Below are 13,778 nucleotides of genomic sequence, written 5' to 3'. Positions count from 1 at the left end.
GGCCGCGGCGCTCAACCCTGCCACCTCGCGGCGCGGCGCTGCAGCGCGGAGTAGCCCACCATGACGATGAGCATCACGAGCAACATGCCGAGCGCCAGTGCGCCAGCCGAGTTCGCACGGTTGACCCCGGTCTCGGCGATAAGCGCGGCGCGAATTTGCAAGGGAACGATCTGAGCACCCTGACTGATCAGCGCTGCCGCGGTTGCATACGACGAAAAGGCATTAGCGAACAGCAGCAGCAGCGAACCCAGGAACGACGGCGCGAGGATCGGGCCCGCGATGCGGCCCCAGTAGGTCAGCGATCCACCGCCGAGCGTGGCACTCGCCTCCGCCCACTCTCGCCGCAGCCCCTGCATCGCCGGGAAAAACACAATGACCATGAGGGGAACCTGAAAGTAGAGGTACGGCAGAATCAGGCCGGGAAGTTGGTAGAGCCACACGCCGTTCTCGAAGATATCGAGACCGAACTGATCACGCAGCAACACGGTGAGGATCCCCTGGATACCGATAGTCGCGATGAACGCGAACGCCAGCATGACCCCGCCGAACTGGGCAAGCACGCTGGATGCGACGTCGATCGCACGACGCAGCGGACCGCCCTCTCTCGCGCCAAGCAGGGCATAGCAGAGCAGCGCCCCCAGCGATGCGCCGAGCAGCGCTGTGAGTGCACTCACCCAGATCGATGCCCAGAAGGTCTGCTGAACCGCAGGCTCGAGGAGCACCGCGAAGTTGTCGAGCGTCACTTCGCCGTCCGAGTCGAAGAATCCAGTGCCGATCGCCAGGGTCGCGGGGAGCGCCAGAAAGACGAGCACGTAGAGCGCGAACGGCGTAAGACCAAGCCATTTCATGAGCGTGTCCAATCGCGGGTGGATCCTGGCACCGGGCGATGCCCGGCACCAGGATCCCGATTCGGCAGGTCAGCCAATAACGCCGGGCCACGCAGCGGCGAGCAACTCGTTCGCTGCGGTGGTCTGCGCCTCGTCCGCGCTCACGAGTTCCTCTGGAAGTCCACCAACTGCCTTCAGAATGTCTGCATCAACCGAGCCAGCGGCTTGCATCGCGGCAAGACGCACCGGGAAGGCGCCGCTTTCGAGGTAGAGGTTCTGCACGGTGTCGCTGAAGATCCACTCCTGCCACAGGCGGGCAGCAGCCGGGTTCGGCGCGCCGATGTTGATCGCCTGATTGTAATAGGCACCGTACGCAGCACCGGGCAACACCAGGTTCTCCCAAGTGGGCACGTTCTGCTTCTCGGCGATGTTGTTGTACGACCAGTCGAATACCACTGGGGTCTCACCCGAGGCGATCGTCGCGGGGGTCGGATCGACTGTCAGGAAGTTGCCTGCAGCGTTCAGATCGGCGAAGAAGTCGATGCCGGTCTGGAAGTCGTCAAGGCTGCCGCCGCCCTGCACGGTGGCGAGGCCCACACCCGCGAACGCGGCTCCGGCCTGGGTCGGGTCGCCATTGAGCGCCACGGCACCCTTGTAGCCCTCGCCCAGAAGGTCATTGAGTGATGCCGGGGCATCGACCAGATCCGCGTTATAGCCGATTGACATCAGCCCCGTGTAGTCATTCACCCAGAGGCCGGTGGCTTCCTTGTTCTCAGCGGGGATATCGTCCCAGGTCTGCACCTGGTACGGGGCAAAGTAGTCGAGGCTGTCGAGCGCGACAGCCGTGCCGAGGTCGAACACGTCGGGGGCGGTGTCTTGGCCCTTGAGGTTCTCGGCGGCCTGAATCTCCTCAGCGCTTGAAACGTCAGGTGAGGCGGAGTTTACGGTGATCCCGTACTCGTCCTCGAACGCGGCGATGATCTTGCCATAGTTGGCCCAGTTTTCGGGAAGCGCGATCACATTCAGTTCGCCCTCGGCCTGCGCCGCGGCGACCAAGGCCTCAAAGCCGCCGAAGTCCTCGGCGCTCGTGGCAGTGGCTGCATCGACGGTGGCCCCGGCATCGGGTGTCTCGGTCGACCCCGAGCTGCAGGCGCTCAGGCCGAGCAGCGCCACTGTGGCGATTACTCCGGTAGCGATGAGATTGCGACGAATCACGGTAGTCCTCTCGTGGCCCGCCCCGCCCGCCGATTCGCAGGCTCAAAGGGTCGAGCACCAGAGTGAGCCTAGGGATCCCGATCAAACGAACGACCACCCCGACATGGCCCGCACCTGACGCAAGAGTGAACGACATCTGAATGCCGCCCACCCGTGCGAGGCTGCGGGCTCAGGCGACGCAGCCCTGAGAATCACCCGAGACTGGAGACACGCATCATGCGACTTCGTCACGTCTGCGGTCTCGTGATGTCAGGCGGCCTTCAGGCTGCTTTTCTCACCGTCCGGCTCTGGAGTCGACAGGTAGCGCTCGACGCTGTCATCGAGTTCCTCAAGCCACGGGGTGTGATGCTTGGCCGCCAGCGTTCCCGTCAGGACCGAGCGGTAGACCTCGTCTCGATAGCGAAGAATATCGCGCTTCTTATCTGCCTTCCACGCGAGGAAGATTTCCACAACCCGCTCGAGATCGAACATCGGGTAATCGGTTGCCTCAATGAGATCGCGCACGTAATCAGCCTGGAAACGGATCTCATCAGCCGGTGTCTGAATCGCTTCAAACCGTTGCATCCACTCGGCGATGTCAGCATCGCGAGCCCAACGTGCGGGCATGTCGCGCTCCCCTGTGATGAAATCACGCACCAACCAGGCCTGCGCATCGAACATGTTGAAGGTGAACCACTGATCTTGAGCACCCAGGTAGAACAGCGCAGGATTCTCATTCCACACCACGCCCTTATAGAGCCCCGCGGGATACACGTTGTTCGGTGAATCGAGTGCCGCATCATCTGCAAGGAATGGGTAATTGTGCTGATAACCGGTGCACAAAATGACCGCAGCAACCACTCGGCTCGTGCCGTCGATGAAATGCACCGTGTTGCCGTCGAAGCGCTCCACCAGCGGCTTCTCTTCCATGCCCTCGGGCCAGTCATAGCCCATGGGTGCTGACCGGTAGCTCATGGTGACCTGTCGGGCACCCATCTTGTGCATTTGCGAGCCAATGTCTTCTGCTGAGTAGCTCGCACCAATCAGCAACACGTCCTGTCCGACGAGTGATTCCGCGCCACGGAAATCGTGCGCATGGCCGACGATCCCCGGAAAGGTCTCGATGCCGGCAAATTCAGGAATTCGGGGGAATGAAAAATGCCCACTGGCAACGACCACGTGATCAAATTCCTCAACGGTGGTTTCGCCGCTGGGCAGGTGTTCGCTGGTGACAGTGAACATGCCCGAATCCTCGTCAAACGATGTGAGTCGCACGACGGTCTCGAAGCGCACAAGCCTCCGCACGTCGGTCTTTTCGACGCGCCCGGAGATGTAATCCCATAGCACTGGGCGCGGCGGGTATGAGGAAATCGCGCGGCCGAAGTGATCATCGAAGGTGTAATCTGCGAACTCCAGCACTTCCTTCGGCCCGTTAGACCAGAGGTTGCGGTACATACTTGAGTGCACCGGCTCGCCGTGCTGGTCCAGGCCGGTCATCCACGTGTAGTTCCATTGGCCGCCCCAGTCAGACTGCTTCTCAAAACAGACGATCTCTGGCACGTCGTGGCCGTTCCGTTCGGCTGATTCGAACGCCCGCAACTGAGCCATTCCGCTCGGGCCTGCTCCGATAATTGCTACACGCTTTTTCACGTAACTTCACTCCGATTCCGTATCCAATGTCCGCATGCAGAAGCAGCGTAGCCCGGAGCCGTGTGCGCCGCTGAGGCACAAAAAAACCCTCGACAAAGAACTCGAGGGTGCGGACTAGGAGGCTTCGGTAATGTTCTGCATGTGTACCCAGGATACCACGGGGCCATACTATGCCTGTAGACGCACAGCATGGCCCCGCGGTCAGAGCAGTCACCCGAGGTGACGTTCGGCAACCCCGTTATAGGCAGACAGTGGGCGGATCAGCGCATTTGATCCTTGCTGCTCGATGATGTGCGCGGTCCAGCCGGTGACGCGGCTCGCCACAAAGAGCGGCGTGAAGACCTCCGTATCGAAGCCCAGCAAGTGATAGGCCGGGCCCGATGGATAGTCGAGGTTGGGATAGATCCCCTTGCGTGCCACGAAATCGGCCTCGAGTGCGTCGTAGAGGGCGATCAGCTCGGTTGCGCCGCGCTCCGCGATCAGCACGTCAAGCGCAGCTTTCATGGTTGGCACTCGGGAGTCACCGCTACGGTACACCCGGTGACCGAAGCCCATGATCTTGCGCTTCGAGGCGAGCGCCTCGTCGAGCCACGACTTCACGTTCTCGGCTGCGCCAATCTCGGTGAAGATGTGCATGACGGCCTCGTTCGCTCCCCCGTGCAGCGCGCCCTTGAGCGCACCGATCGCCCCGGTGACCGCCGAGTAGAGATCGGACGTGGTGGAGGTGATGACGCGCGCGGTGAACGTCGACGCGTTGAAGGAGTGCTCCGCGTAGAGCACCATCGAGACCCGAAACACATCGATCGCCGCGGCGGACGGGAGCTCACCGAAGGTCATCCACAGGAAATTGGCCGAGTAGTCGAGGTCGTCGCGAGGGTCAATCAGCTCGAGCCCCCGACGCCTGCGCTGAATGTACGCGACGACGGCCGGCAGTTGCGCGAAGAGCCGCTCAGCCTTCGCGAGGTTCGCTTCCTGCCCTTCCGCGTTTGCGCCTGGGTCGAGCGCCCCGATCGCGCTCACTGCGCTGCGCGTGAGATCCATCGGGTGCGCCTGAATCGGCAACAGGTCAATCGTGGCCTTCACCGCGGGATCGAGGGCGCGCATCGCACGTTCCCGTGCCGTGAACGCGGAAAGCTCGTCGGCGCTCGGCAGCTCCCCGTGCCAGAGCAGCCACGCGACCTCCTCAAATGAGCACTTGGCCGATAGCTCCTGCACGGGGTACCCGCGGTACAGCAGCGAGTTGCTCTCAGGGTTCACCTTCGAAATCGCCGTTTCGTCGACGACCACCCCGGCGAGGCCTTTTCTGATTTCTGTCGCATGTTCAGTCATTGCAGTTCCTCCTTGAACCCTATTTTTCGACCGAGAAGGTGAAGATGTTCGCGTCGAAGCCGGCATAGCTCTCATACTCGATGAGCTCGTAGAGATCAGCGCGGTGCTGCATCTCGTCGAGTCGGCTGGTGAGCGACCCCTCCGCGGTGATCGTGTCGAGCGCACGCGCAGCGGCCCCCATCGCCATCCGCAGCAGCGAAACGGGATAGATCACCAGGTTGATGCCCACCGATCCGAGCTGGTCGGTGGTGAAGAGATCGCTCTTGCCGAATTCCGTCATGTTCGCGAGTACCGGTACATCGACCGCCGCACGAATCGCTGCAAACTCCTCGAGCGACCGCATCGCTTCGGGAAAGATTGCGTCTGCGCCCGCGTCGACGAGCGCCTTCGCGCGATCCTGCGCCGCAGCCAACCCGTCGACCGCCCGCACATCGGTGCGCGCCATGATGAGGAAGTTCGGATCCCGCCGCCCCTCTACCGCCGCGCGAATGCGGCGGACGGCGATATCGATACTGACGACCTCTTTCCCGTCGAGATGCCCGCAACGCTTGGGGTTGATCTGATCCTCAATGTGGAGGCCCGAGATGCCGGCGTTCTCCATCTCCTGCACCGTTCGGGCCGCGTTCATCGGTTCCCCAAACCCCGTGTCGGCATCGATCAGCGTCGGCAGCTCGGTCACGCGGGCGATCTGCGCGCCTCTTCCCGCGACCTCCGTTAGCGTGGTCAGGCCGATGTCGGGTAGCCCAAGATCGGCCGAGAGCACGGCACCTGAGATGTACACACCGTCGAAACCCTTCTGCTCGATGAGCTTCGCCGAAAGCGGATTGAAGGCACCGGGCACTCGCAAAAGCGTCCCACTCGCAAGCTCCTCGCGAAACCGCGCCCGCTTGGCCTCGGCTGTGTGAGTTGAATACAGCACGTGTGGCTCCCTAGAAGATTCCGGCAGTGGATCGAACGGTGTCAAGGAGCCCCGGGCGCGCCTGGATCGTGAGACCGCCCAACTCGGCGCTGGTGAGTTCAGGGAGCCGCTGCGCGAGGTCGAGGAAGCGCTCGATCTCTGACTGCTCCAGCACCTCTTCTGCGAGCATGCGGAACTTCTGCACGTACTGCTCGCGGGCGAAGGGCCGGGCGCCGAGCGGGTGTGCGTCGGCAACTGCGATCTGATCGCGGATCACGCGACCGTCGGTGAGCACAATCTCTACCGCCCCACCGAATGCCTTCTCGGCAATGTCGAGCGAGTGGTAACGTCGCGTCCATTCGCTGGCTTCAATGGTGGTGGTCTTATGCCACAGGTCAACGGTGTCGGGGCGTGCCGCGCGCTCGGGAGCGTAGGAGCGCTCGTGATGCCACTCGCCGTCTTGCAGGGCGACGGTGAAGATGTAAGGAATTGAGTGATCGAGCGTCTCGCGGCTCGCCGTCGGATCGTACTTCTGCGGGTCGTTTGCACCCGAGCCAATGACGTGGTGGGTGTGGTGGCTCGTCTCAATCACGATGCGGTCGACGTTCGCCGGGTCGCTGATCTCGGGGAACTCGCGATGCAGCTTCCGCGCTAGGTCAATCCACGCCTGTGCCTGATACTCGGCCGAGTGCTCCTTAGTGTAACTATCGAGGATCGCGCGCTTCGCTTCACCCTTCACCGGGAGCGGCACCTCGTATCGCGCATCCTTGCCGCCCAGCAGCCAGGCAATCACGCCGTCCTCTCCCTCATAGATTGGGGTCGGGCTGGTTTCTCCACGCATCGCCCGGTCGACGGACTCTACCGCGACCTTGCCGGCTAACGCTGGTGCGTGGGCCTTCCACGACGAAATCTCGCCCTTGCGTGACTGCCGGGTAGCCGTCGTGGTGTGCAACGCCTGACCGATCGCCTGGAAGACGATCTCGGTGTCGAGGCCCAGCAGGGTGCCGATGCCGGCCGCGGCAGAGGGCCCAAGGTGGGCCACGTGGTCGATCTTGTGCTCGTGCAGGCAGATTGCTTTCACCAGGTCGATTTGAATCTCGTATCCGGTGAGAATTCCGCGCACGACGTCAAGCCCGGTCAGCGACCGCGCCTCCGCCAGGTGCTGGGCGACCGCGACGATCGCCGGAATGTTGTCGCCCGGGTGCGAGTACTCGGCCGCCAGGAACGTGTCGTGGTAGTCGAGCTCGCGCACCGCCACACCGTTCGCCCACGCTGCCCACTCGGGCGAGTGCCGGTCGCTGGCTGCGAGGCCAAAAATAGTGGATCCCGATCCACCCGTCGATGCGGGATGCTGCTGCGCTTGCTGGCGCGCTGCGCTGGGCGCAGATCGAGTGAGCGATGCTGCTGCCACCGATGCGTTGTCAATCACCCGGTTCACCGCCATGTCGACCGCCTCAGGGTCGAGCGGAGCGCGGTCCGTGGCCACCTCCGCGATCTTCCAGGCCAACTGTTCGGTTCGCGGCAGGGATTCTTCGCTGCGGTAGACGCGCACGGGGTGAAGTTCGGTCATACTGATTCCTTTGCAGAGGTGAGAGTGGTGTGATCTGACGAGAGTTCGGCTTCCCGTTCGGCGAGACGTTTCCGTGCGTGGTCCAGGCTTCGATGCAGATGCACACGCACCGCGTTCGCTGCGAGCTCGGGATCGCGCCACGAGATAGATTCGGCGATCTGACGGTGCTCGCTCGCCGACTCGGCGAGGCGCGCGGGCCGATCCTGCGCCAGCCGACGTACCCGGGCAAGCCGCAGCCGTACCTGGGCGAGCGAGGCGGCCAGCGCGGGGCTTGCGGCAGCCGCATCGATCGCCAGGTCGAGTCGCGCTGCGAGACCATAGGTGGCCTCCCGATCGGCCATCGCACCATCGGGCCCGGGAAGAGACGCGGCAAGCACCGCGAACTCGTCAGCGAGCCGCGTGAAGGTCTCGGGATCGCCGCGGAGTGCGGCGAGCCGGGCAGCTTGGGTGTCGAGACCCTCACGCAGTTCAGTCAGCGCGGTGACATCTTCCGGCGAAATCGGCGCGACGGCCACGCCGCGCGCCCCCTCCGGCACGATCAGTCCGTCGGCCAGGAGCCTTCCGACTGCTTCGCGCAGCGGTGTCCGGGAGACCCCCAACCGGGCTGAGGTCTCAACCTCGGCGATCACCTCGCCAGGCGAGAGCGCCAGTTCGAGGATCTCCTGCCGCAGCATGCGGTAGGCGCGATCGCTCGCACGCTCGGCCAATTCTCGTCCCATGTATACATGGTGATTCAAAAAGTCGCTTTAGTCAAACTAAATGACTACCCATGTATACAAGAGCCTGTGCGCTCAGCCTGCGACCAGCGACTCAATCGGCCCACGAGCAAAGAAGACGACGAAACCTGCCGCCACCACCCACAGCAGCCAGTGCACGTGGCGTGACTTGCCTGACAGCGCGTTGATGATCACCCACGAGACAAACCCCGCGCCAATGCCGTTGGCGATCGAATAGGTCATCGGCATGACGGTGATCGTGAGAAAAACGGGAAGCATCACAGTGAAATCGGTGAGCTTGATGTGAGTGATCTGAGACATCATCATCGCGCCGACGATCACGAGCGCCGCCGCCGCAACCTCGGTCGGAACGATCTGCGTGAGCGGCGTGAAGAACATAGCCGATGAATGCGATGAACAAACCGATACCCACGGTGATCGCAAGCTTCAGCTCGACGGGCACCGCGTCAAAGATCATCCGGCGCAGGCCGGTGACGGCGAGCAACACAATCAGCAGGCCGTTGATCACGACGATCGCCATCGCCTCCGGCCACGTCACCTGCCCCACCACCGAGAAAGCCAGAAACGCGTTAATACCGAGGCCAGCCGCAAACGCAAACGGAAGTCGAGTGACGAGACCGAAGAGGATCGTCATCACCCCTGCGGTCAACGCAGTGACTGCGCTGACCGCGGCGAACGGCAACGAATCTCCGTTGATGTCGACACCGCTAGAAAGGATGATGGGGTTCAAGATGACGATGTAGGCCATCGCGACAAATGTGACCAGGCCACCGCGCACCTCACGCCCGATTGTCGAGCCGCGGGCGGTGATTTCGAAATAGCGGTCAATCACGCCTCCCGACTGCCGCAGTTGCCCCGTTCGGGCATCCCCAGGCAGCGCGGTCTCCGCCTGCATATCAGCCGTGGGCTCAGTCTCTGCCACTTCAATTCCCGTTTCCCAGTTCCGCCGGTCAAGGATTCGACGGTATCACTCAGTGCACGCCCTGGAACGCAGAATGCCCGCCACCAAGTAGGCAGCGGGCACACGTCGAGACAGGTCTGCGTTAACTCACACCGAGCAGATCGATGACGAAGATGAGGGTCTTGCCCGCGAGCGGGTGACCACCGGTGGCACCATAGGCCTGAGCGGGAGGCACGATGAGCTTGCGTCGGCCACCCACCTTCATGCCGGGGATGCCGAGCTGCCACCCCTGGATCAGAGAACGGAGGGGGAAATTGATCGATTCGCCACGACCCCATGAACTGTCAAATTCTTCGCCCGATTCAAAGTCGACACCGAGGTAGTGCACGTCTACGGTTGAACTGGCGAGCGCCTCTTCCCCGTTCCCCTCGACAACTTCGATGATCTGCAGTTCAGTGGGCGCAGGCCCGTTGGGAAACTCGATTTCGGGCTTGGTCAAGGCTGAATCACTCATGCATCCATTCTGTCCGGTTTCCGACCATCGCGGGGCGAACGTTCGCTGTCAGGGAAAGTTGCCCGGGAGTGTCCTTCCCATTGTCGCCAACCACACACGATGTGAGGTATCCATAGTGCCTGTTCACCAAGTGGCTCTCATCCGAATGCAATAGCCTGAGGACGTGAAGTTTGCGCATGTGACCCGGGCAGGGAGTCGTCAGCCGGAACTCGTCATCGTTTCAGGTGATCGTTTCGTCGCGATGAAAGATATGGAAGAGCCGTTTTCGACGCTGCAGGAGTTGATCGAGGCAGGTCCAGAGGCGTGGAGTCGAGTGCGCGCGCGCGCCGCGGAGTCTCCCGCTGCCTCGCCGCTCGGCGATGCGTCCTTTGCATCCGCGGTGCTGGATCCCCCCATCGTGCTGGCCGTAGGGCTGAACTATGACGAGCACGCGAGCGAACTCAACCTCGACAATGATTCCGGCCCCGTGCTGTTTTCCCTGTTTCCCAATTCGCTGAATGGTCACGGGCAGGATGTTCCGATCCCCACCCACTTAAGCGAAGAGGTGGACTACGAGGGCGAACTCGGGGTCATTATCGGGAAAGCGGCGAAGAACGTTCGCGTTGAGGATGCGCTCGACTACGTGTTCGGATACACCGTCGTGAACGACATCACCGCCAGAAACATCCAGTTTTCCGAGCCGCAGTGGTCGCGGTGCAAGTCGTTTGACGGCTTTTCTCCTGTTGGGCCGGTCGTGGTGACCTCAGATGAGATCCCAGATCCGCATGCGCTGCACCTCACCACAGATGTCGACGGGTTGCGGGTGCAAGATTCCACGACCGAATTCATGATTCGCTCAATCCCCCAGCTCATCGCCGCGATCTCGCAGTCGTTGACACTGTTGCCCGGCACGCTCATCTCGACGGGTTCGCCGGGTGGTGCAGGCCGCTCGCGCAAGCCGCCACTGTACCTCATGCCAGGCACCGAGGTGACCGTCACCATTGAAGGTATCGGCTCGCTGACCTCGCACTGCGTGCAGGCCTAGACGCACGCAGTGGGGGTGTGGATCGCCCGATCCACACCCCCACTGCGTGCGTGCGCGGTTAGACCTCGCCGCGTTCGCTTTCAATGTGCGGGATGGGTCCGGTCTCTGGAGCAGGCTCGAGCCCCGCGAGGCGGGCTGGCTGCAGGATCTCGGCCAGCTGCTCGGCGTTCAAAAGACCGCGTGAGATCACGAGCTCGGCGACCTTCGCGTTCGTGGCGAGAGCTTCCTTTGCGAGCTTCGAAGCTTCCGCGTACCCGATGACGGGTGCCAAGGCGGTGATGACCGTGACCGAGCGAGCGACGGTGTCGGCCAGATGGTCTTCATTCGCGGTGATGCCGTCGACGCAGTTGACTCGGAGCGTCTGGCACGCGCGCTCAAGCCAGGTGATGGACTGGAAGAGCGAGTGAGCGATGATCGGCTCGAACGCATTGAGCTGCAGCTGACCTGCCTCCACCGCCATGGAAATGGTGACATCGGCACCAGCAACGGAGTAGGCCACCTGAGAGACGGCTTCCGGGATCACCGGGTTGACCTTGCCTGGCATGATCGACGAGCCCGCCTGACGCGCCGGAAGGTTGATTTCACCGAATCCGGCCTGCGGCCCGGAGGAGAGGAGCCGAAGGTCGTTCGAGATCTTCGAGAGTTTCAGTGCGCTGCGCTTGAGCGCACCAGAGAAGGTAATGAACACGCCCGTGTCGCTCGTCGATTCGACGAGGTCGCCCGCGCTGACAAGCTCGAGGCCCGTGATGTCTCGAAGGTGGCGCACGACGGCTTCCTTGTATCCACGGGGTGCGTTGATTCCCGTGCCAATTGCGGTGGCGCCCATGTTGACCTCGAGCAGGAGGGTGACAGCTTCCCTGAGCCGATCGATGTCCTCGCGCAGCGTCACCGCGAACGCGTTGAACTCCTGTCCCAGTGTCATCGGCACGGCATCTTGCAGCTGGGTGCGACCAACCTTGATGATGTGGGCAAATTCACGACCCTTTGCGGCGAACGAATCTGCCAGAAGTGCAAGTTCGTCGAGCAAGCTCGTGAGGGAAAAAGCAAGCGCGATCTTGATCGCGGTGGGGTACGTATCGTTCGTCGACTGACTGTGGTTCGTGTGATCGTTCGGGTTAATGAACGAGTAGTCACCCTTCTGACGGCCGGCAAGCTCGAGCGCGCGGTTGGTGATGACCTCGTTCGCGTTCATGTTGGTGGAGGTGCCGGCACCGCCCTGCACGACTCCAACGACGAACTGATCGAGCAGCATGCCGCTCTTCACTTCCTCGCAGGCGCGATCAATCAGGGTGACCCGCTGTTCGTCCAGTGCGCCGATCTCGAGGTTGGCCCGCGCCGCAGCCTGCTTGACACACGCAAACGCGCGCACAAAGTCTGGATAGACCGAGATCGGGCGGCGAGCGATGGAGAAGTTCTCTTGCGCTCTCGCGGTGTGCACCCCCCAGTACGCGGCGGAGGGCACCTCAACACTGCCAAGCGAGTCGGTTTCAGTGCGGGTCTGGGATGACAGGAAGTCACTCACGGTATTCGGCTCCGAAGATAGACGTGAGCGGCGGAACGAGCCGCCGCAGTACGGCACCAAGCCTACCCGGCTCCGGTGCCGAGTTGGGCATGCGCGCGGCCTGTTCCGAGCACTACTTGGCGCGGGAGAATGCTAGAACTTGCCACCCATGTCGAGCAGTCGACGGATTCGATCAGGAATCGGCGGGTGGGTCGCAAACAGCCGCTGCGCGAGCCCGGGCTTCAGCGGGTCCGCGATCCACAGGTGAGCCATGCTGCTGCTCTGTTTTTGCAGCGGTCGCCCGTATTCAGAGAGCTTGTGTAGGGCACTTGCGAGTCCCTCGGGATTGCGCGTGGTGAGCGCGCCGGTTGCATCAGCCAGGTACTCGCGTTGTCGGGAGACTGCCAACTGCACCATGCTCGCGACGATCGGCGCTACGACCATGGCGACAAGCCCGAATATCAAGACCACCGGGTTGCTGTTGTTGCGGCTAAAGAAGGCAATTCGAACAAACATGTCTGCGAGCATGCCCACCGCCACAACGAGCCCATAGACGATCATCGACACACGAATGTCATAGTTGCGCACGTGACCGAGTTCGTGCGCCATGACGCCTTCAAGCTCGGCATCGGTCATGATCTCAAGCAGCCCGGTGGTCGCCGCAACCATGGCGTTCTCGGGATTTCTGCCCGTCGCAAAGGCGTTTGGTGCCGGGTCAGTGACCAGGTAGACCTCCGGCATCGGAGTGCCCGTGGTGATAGCCAGGTTCTCAACTATGCGGTAAAGCCTCGGGTTATCTGCCTCGGTGATCTGCCGAGCGCCGCTCATCGCGATCGCCTGCTTGCCCGCCGAGAAGTACTGGAAGGCCGCGTAGCCGCCCGCGAAGAGCACCACCCAGATCACGATTGCTGCCGAGTTGTAGATGTGCGACGCGAGAAGACCGAGCCCGGCGATAATTACGAGGAAAAGCAGAATGATGAGGACGCTATTGATCTTATTGCGCCGAATTGCGCGATACACCGCGGCCTCCGCTTAGAACTGGATACGCGGCGGTTCCGAAATTGCCGCGACATCTTCGACCTCGAAAAACTCGCGCGCCGTGAAGCCAAACATCTTTGCAAAGATGTTGTTGGGAAAGATCTGAATCTTCGTGTTCAGCTCACGCACGCCGCCATTGAAGAATCGGCGAGCCGCCTGAATCTTGTTCTCCGTGTCGACGAGATCGCTCTGGAGCTGCAGAAAGTTCTGGCTCGCTTGCAACTGCGGGTAGGCCTCTGCCACTGCGAAGATGCTTTTCAAGGCCTGCTGCATGTGACCCTCTGCGACCGAGGCCTCTGCCGGGCCCTGCGCCGAGATCGTCTCGGCCCGAGCCTGGGTGACCGATTCGAAAACGCCCCGCTCATGAGCCGCGTAGCCCTTGACCGTCTCAACGAGGGTGGGGATCAGATCGGCACGACGCTTCAACTGCACCGTGATGTCACTCCACGCCTCGTCGACCCGAACGCGCAGGGTGACCAGCGAGTTATACGTTGCCCAAACATAGATGCCCAGAATCACAATGATTCCGACGGCGACAAGGATTGCGATCAGTGAGCCACTCATGGTCGGAATCCTATCTGTGTCTTCCCCGAAT

Annotated in this window: 12 protein-coding genes and 1 pseudogene; 1 reads left to right on the top strand and 12 read right to left on the bottom strand. The window is 62.1% G+C overall.

The window, feature by feature from the left end; genetic code table 11:
- Window positions 1-11: 11 nt before the first annotated feature.
- The 9 genes and pseudogenes from ACTNFK_RS04595 to ACTNFK_RS04555 all read right to left on the bottom strand — a co-directional run bounded on the left by ACTNFK_RS04595 (window position 12) and on the right by ACTNFK_RS04555 (window position 9,620).
- The gene (locus tag ACTNFK_RS04595) at window positions 12-848 is read right to left on the bottom strand and encodes an ABC transporter permease (RefSeq protein ID WP_435936244.1); all 837 of its coding nucleotides are present in this window, start codon (window positions 846-848) and stop codon (window positions 12-14) included.
- A 69-nt stretch (window positions 849-917) separates the two neighbouring features.
- Window positions 918-2,042, bottom strand: coding sequence for an ABC transporter substrate-binding protein (locus ACTNFK_RS04590; protein WP_435936243.1), 1,125 nt, complete (start codon window positions 2,040-2,042; stop codon window positions 918-920).
- Window positions 2,043-2,291: 249 nt separating this feature from the next.
- Window positions 2,292-3,671: a trimethylamine monooxygenase gene (locus ACTNFK_RS04585; protein ID WP_435936242.1), complete on the bottom strand. Its 1,380-nt coding sequence runs from the start codon at window positions 3,669-3,671 to the stop codon at window positions 2,292-2,294.
- A gap of 210 nt (window positions 3,672-3,881) precedes the next feature.
- A complete protein-coding gene (locus tag ACTNFK_RS04580) occupies window positions 3,882-5,000 on the bottom strand; it encodes a bifunctional 2-methylcitrate synthase/citrate synthase (protein ID WP_435936241.1) in 1,119 nt (372 codons plus the stop codon).
- Window positions 5,001-5,019: 19 nt separating this feature from the next.
- Window positions 5,020-5,919, bottom strand: a complete 900-nt coding sequence (prpB, locus tag ACTNFK_RS04575) for a methylisocitrate lyase (protein WP_435936240.1) — start codon at window positions 5,917-5,919, stop codon at window positions 5,020-5,022.
- A 10-nt stretch (window positions 5,920-5,929) separates the two neighbouring features.
- Entirely contained in the window at window positions 5,930-7,468 is a 1,539-nt protein-coding gene (locus ACTNFK_RS04570; RefSeq protein ID WP_435936239.1) for an MmgE/PrpD family protein, read from the bottom strand.
- Window positions 7,465-8,187, bottom strand: coding sequence for a GntR family transcriptional regulator (locus ACTNFK_RS04565; protein WP_435936238.1), 723 nt, complete (start codon window positions 8,185-8,187; stop codon window positions 7,465-7,467). Before ACTNFK_RS04565 ends, ACTNFK_RS04570 begins: the two co-directional genes overlap by 4 nt.
- Before the next feature lie 72 nt (window positions 8,188-8,259).
- Window positions 8,260-9,100: pseudogene (locus tag ACTNFK_RS04560) on the bottom strand (solute carrier family 23 protein).
- Between the two features lie 148 nt (window positions 9,101-9,248).
- Window positions 9,249-9,620: an FKBP-type peptidyl-prolyl cis-trans isomerase gene (locus ACTNFK_RS04555; protein ID WP_433645932.1), complete on the bottom strand. Its 372-nt coding sequence runs from the start codon at window positions 9,618-9,620 to the stop codon at window positions 9,249-9,251.
- Window positions 9,621-9,783: 163 nt separating this feature from the next.
- Here ACTNFK_RS04555 and ACTNFK_RS04550 point away from each other — a divergent pair, with 163 nt between their 5' ends.
- The gene (locus ACTNFK_RS04550; RefSeq protein WP_445117196.1) at window positions 9,784-10,644 is read left to right on the top strand and encodes a fumarylacetoacetate hydrolase family protein; all 861 of its coding nucleotides are present in this window, start codon (window positions 9,784-9,786) and stop codon (window positions 10,642-10,644) included.
- A gap of 58 nt (window positions 10,645-10,702) precedes the next feature.
- On the opposite strand, the gene ACTNFK_RS04545 is transcribed toward ACTNFK_RS04550, so the two are convergent.
- From ACTNFK_RS04545 to ACTNFK_RS04535, 3 genes are all read right to left on the bottom strand, one after another.
- The gene (locus tag ACTNFK_RS04545) at window positions 10,703-12,166 is read right to left on the bottom strand and encodes an aspartate ammonia-lyase (RefSeq protein WP_433645933.1); all 1,464 of its coding nucleotides are present in this window, start codon (window positions 12,164-12,166) and stop codon (window positions 10,703-10,705) included.
- Between the two features lie 132 nt (window positions 12,167-12,298).
- On the bottom strand, window positions 12,299-13,165 hold the full coding sequence (locus ACTNFK_RS04540; protein WP_433645934.1) for a M48 family metallopeptidase: 867 nt from the start codon (window positions 13,163-13,165) through the stop codon (window positions 12,299-12,301).
- Between the two features lie 12 nt (window positions 13,166-13,177).
- Window positions 13,178-13,747, bottom strand: a complete 570-nt coding sequence (locus tag ACTNFK_RS04535) for a LemA family protein (protein ID WP_433645935.1) — start codon at window positions 13,745-13,747, stop codon at window positions 13,178-13,180.
- Between the last annotated feature and the right edge of the window lie 31 nt (window positions 13,748-13,778).

This window comes from Leucobacter fengyongliangi (assembly GCF_052386045.1).
The sequence above is the reverse complement of the archived record's forward strand: the minus strand, read 5'-3'. Positions and strand labels throughout refer to the sequence as shown.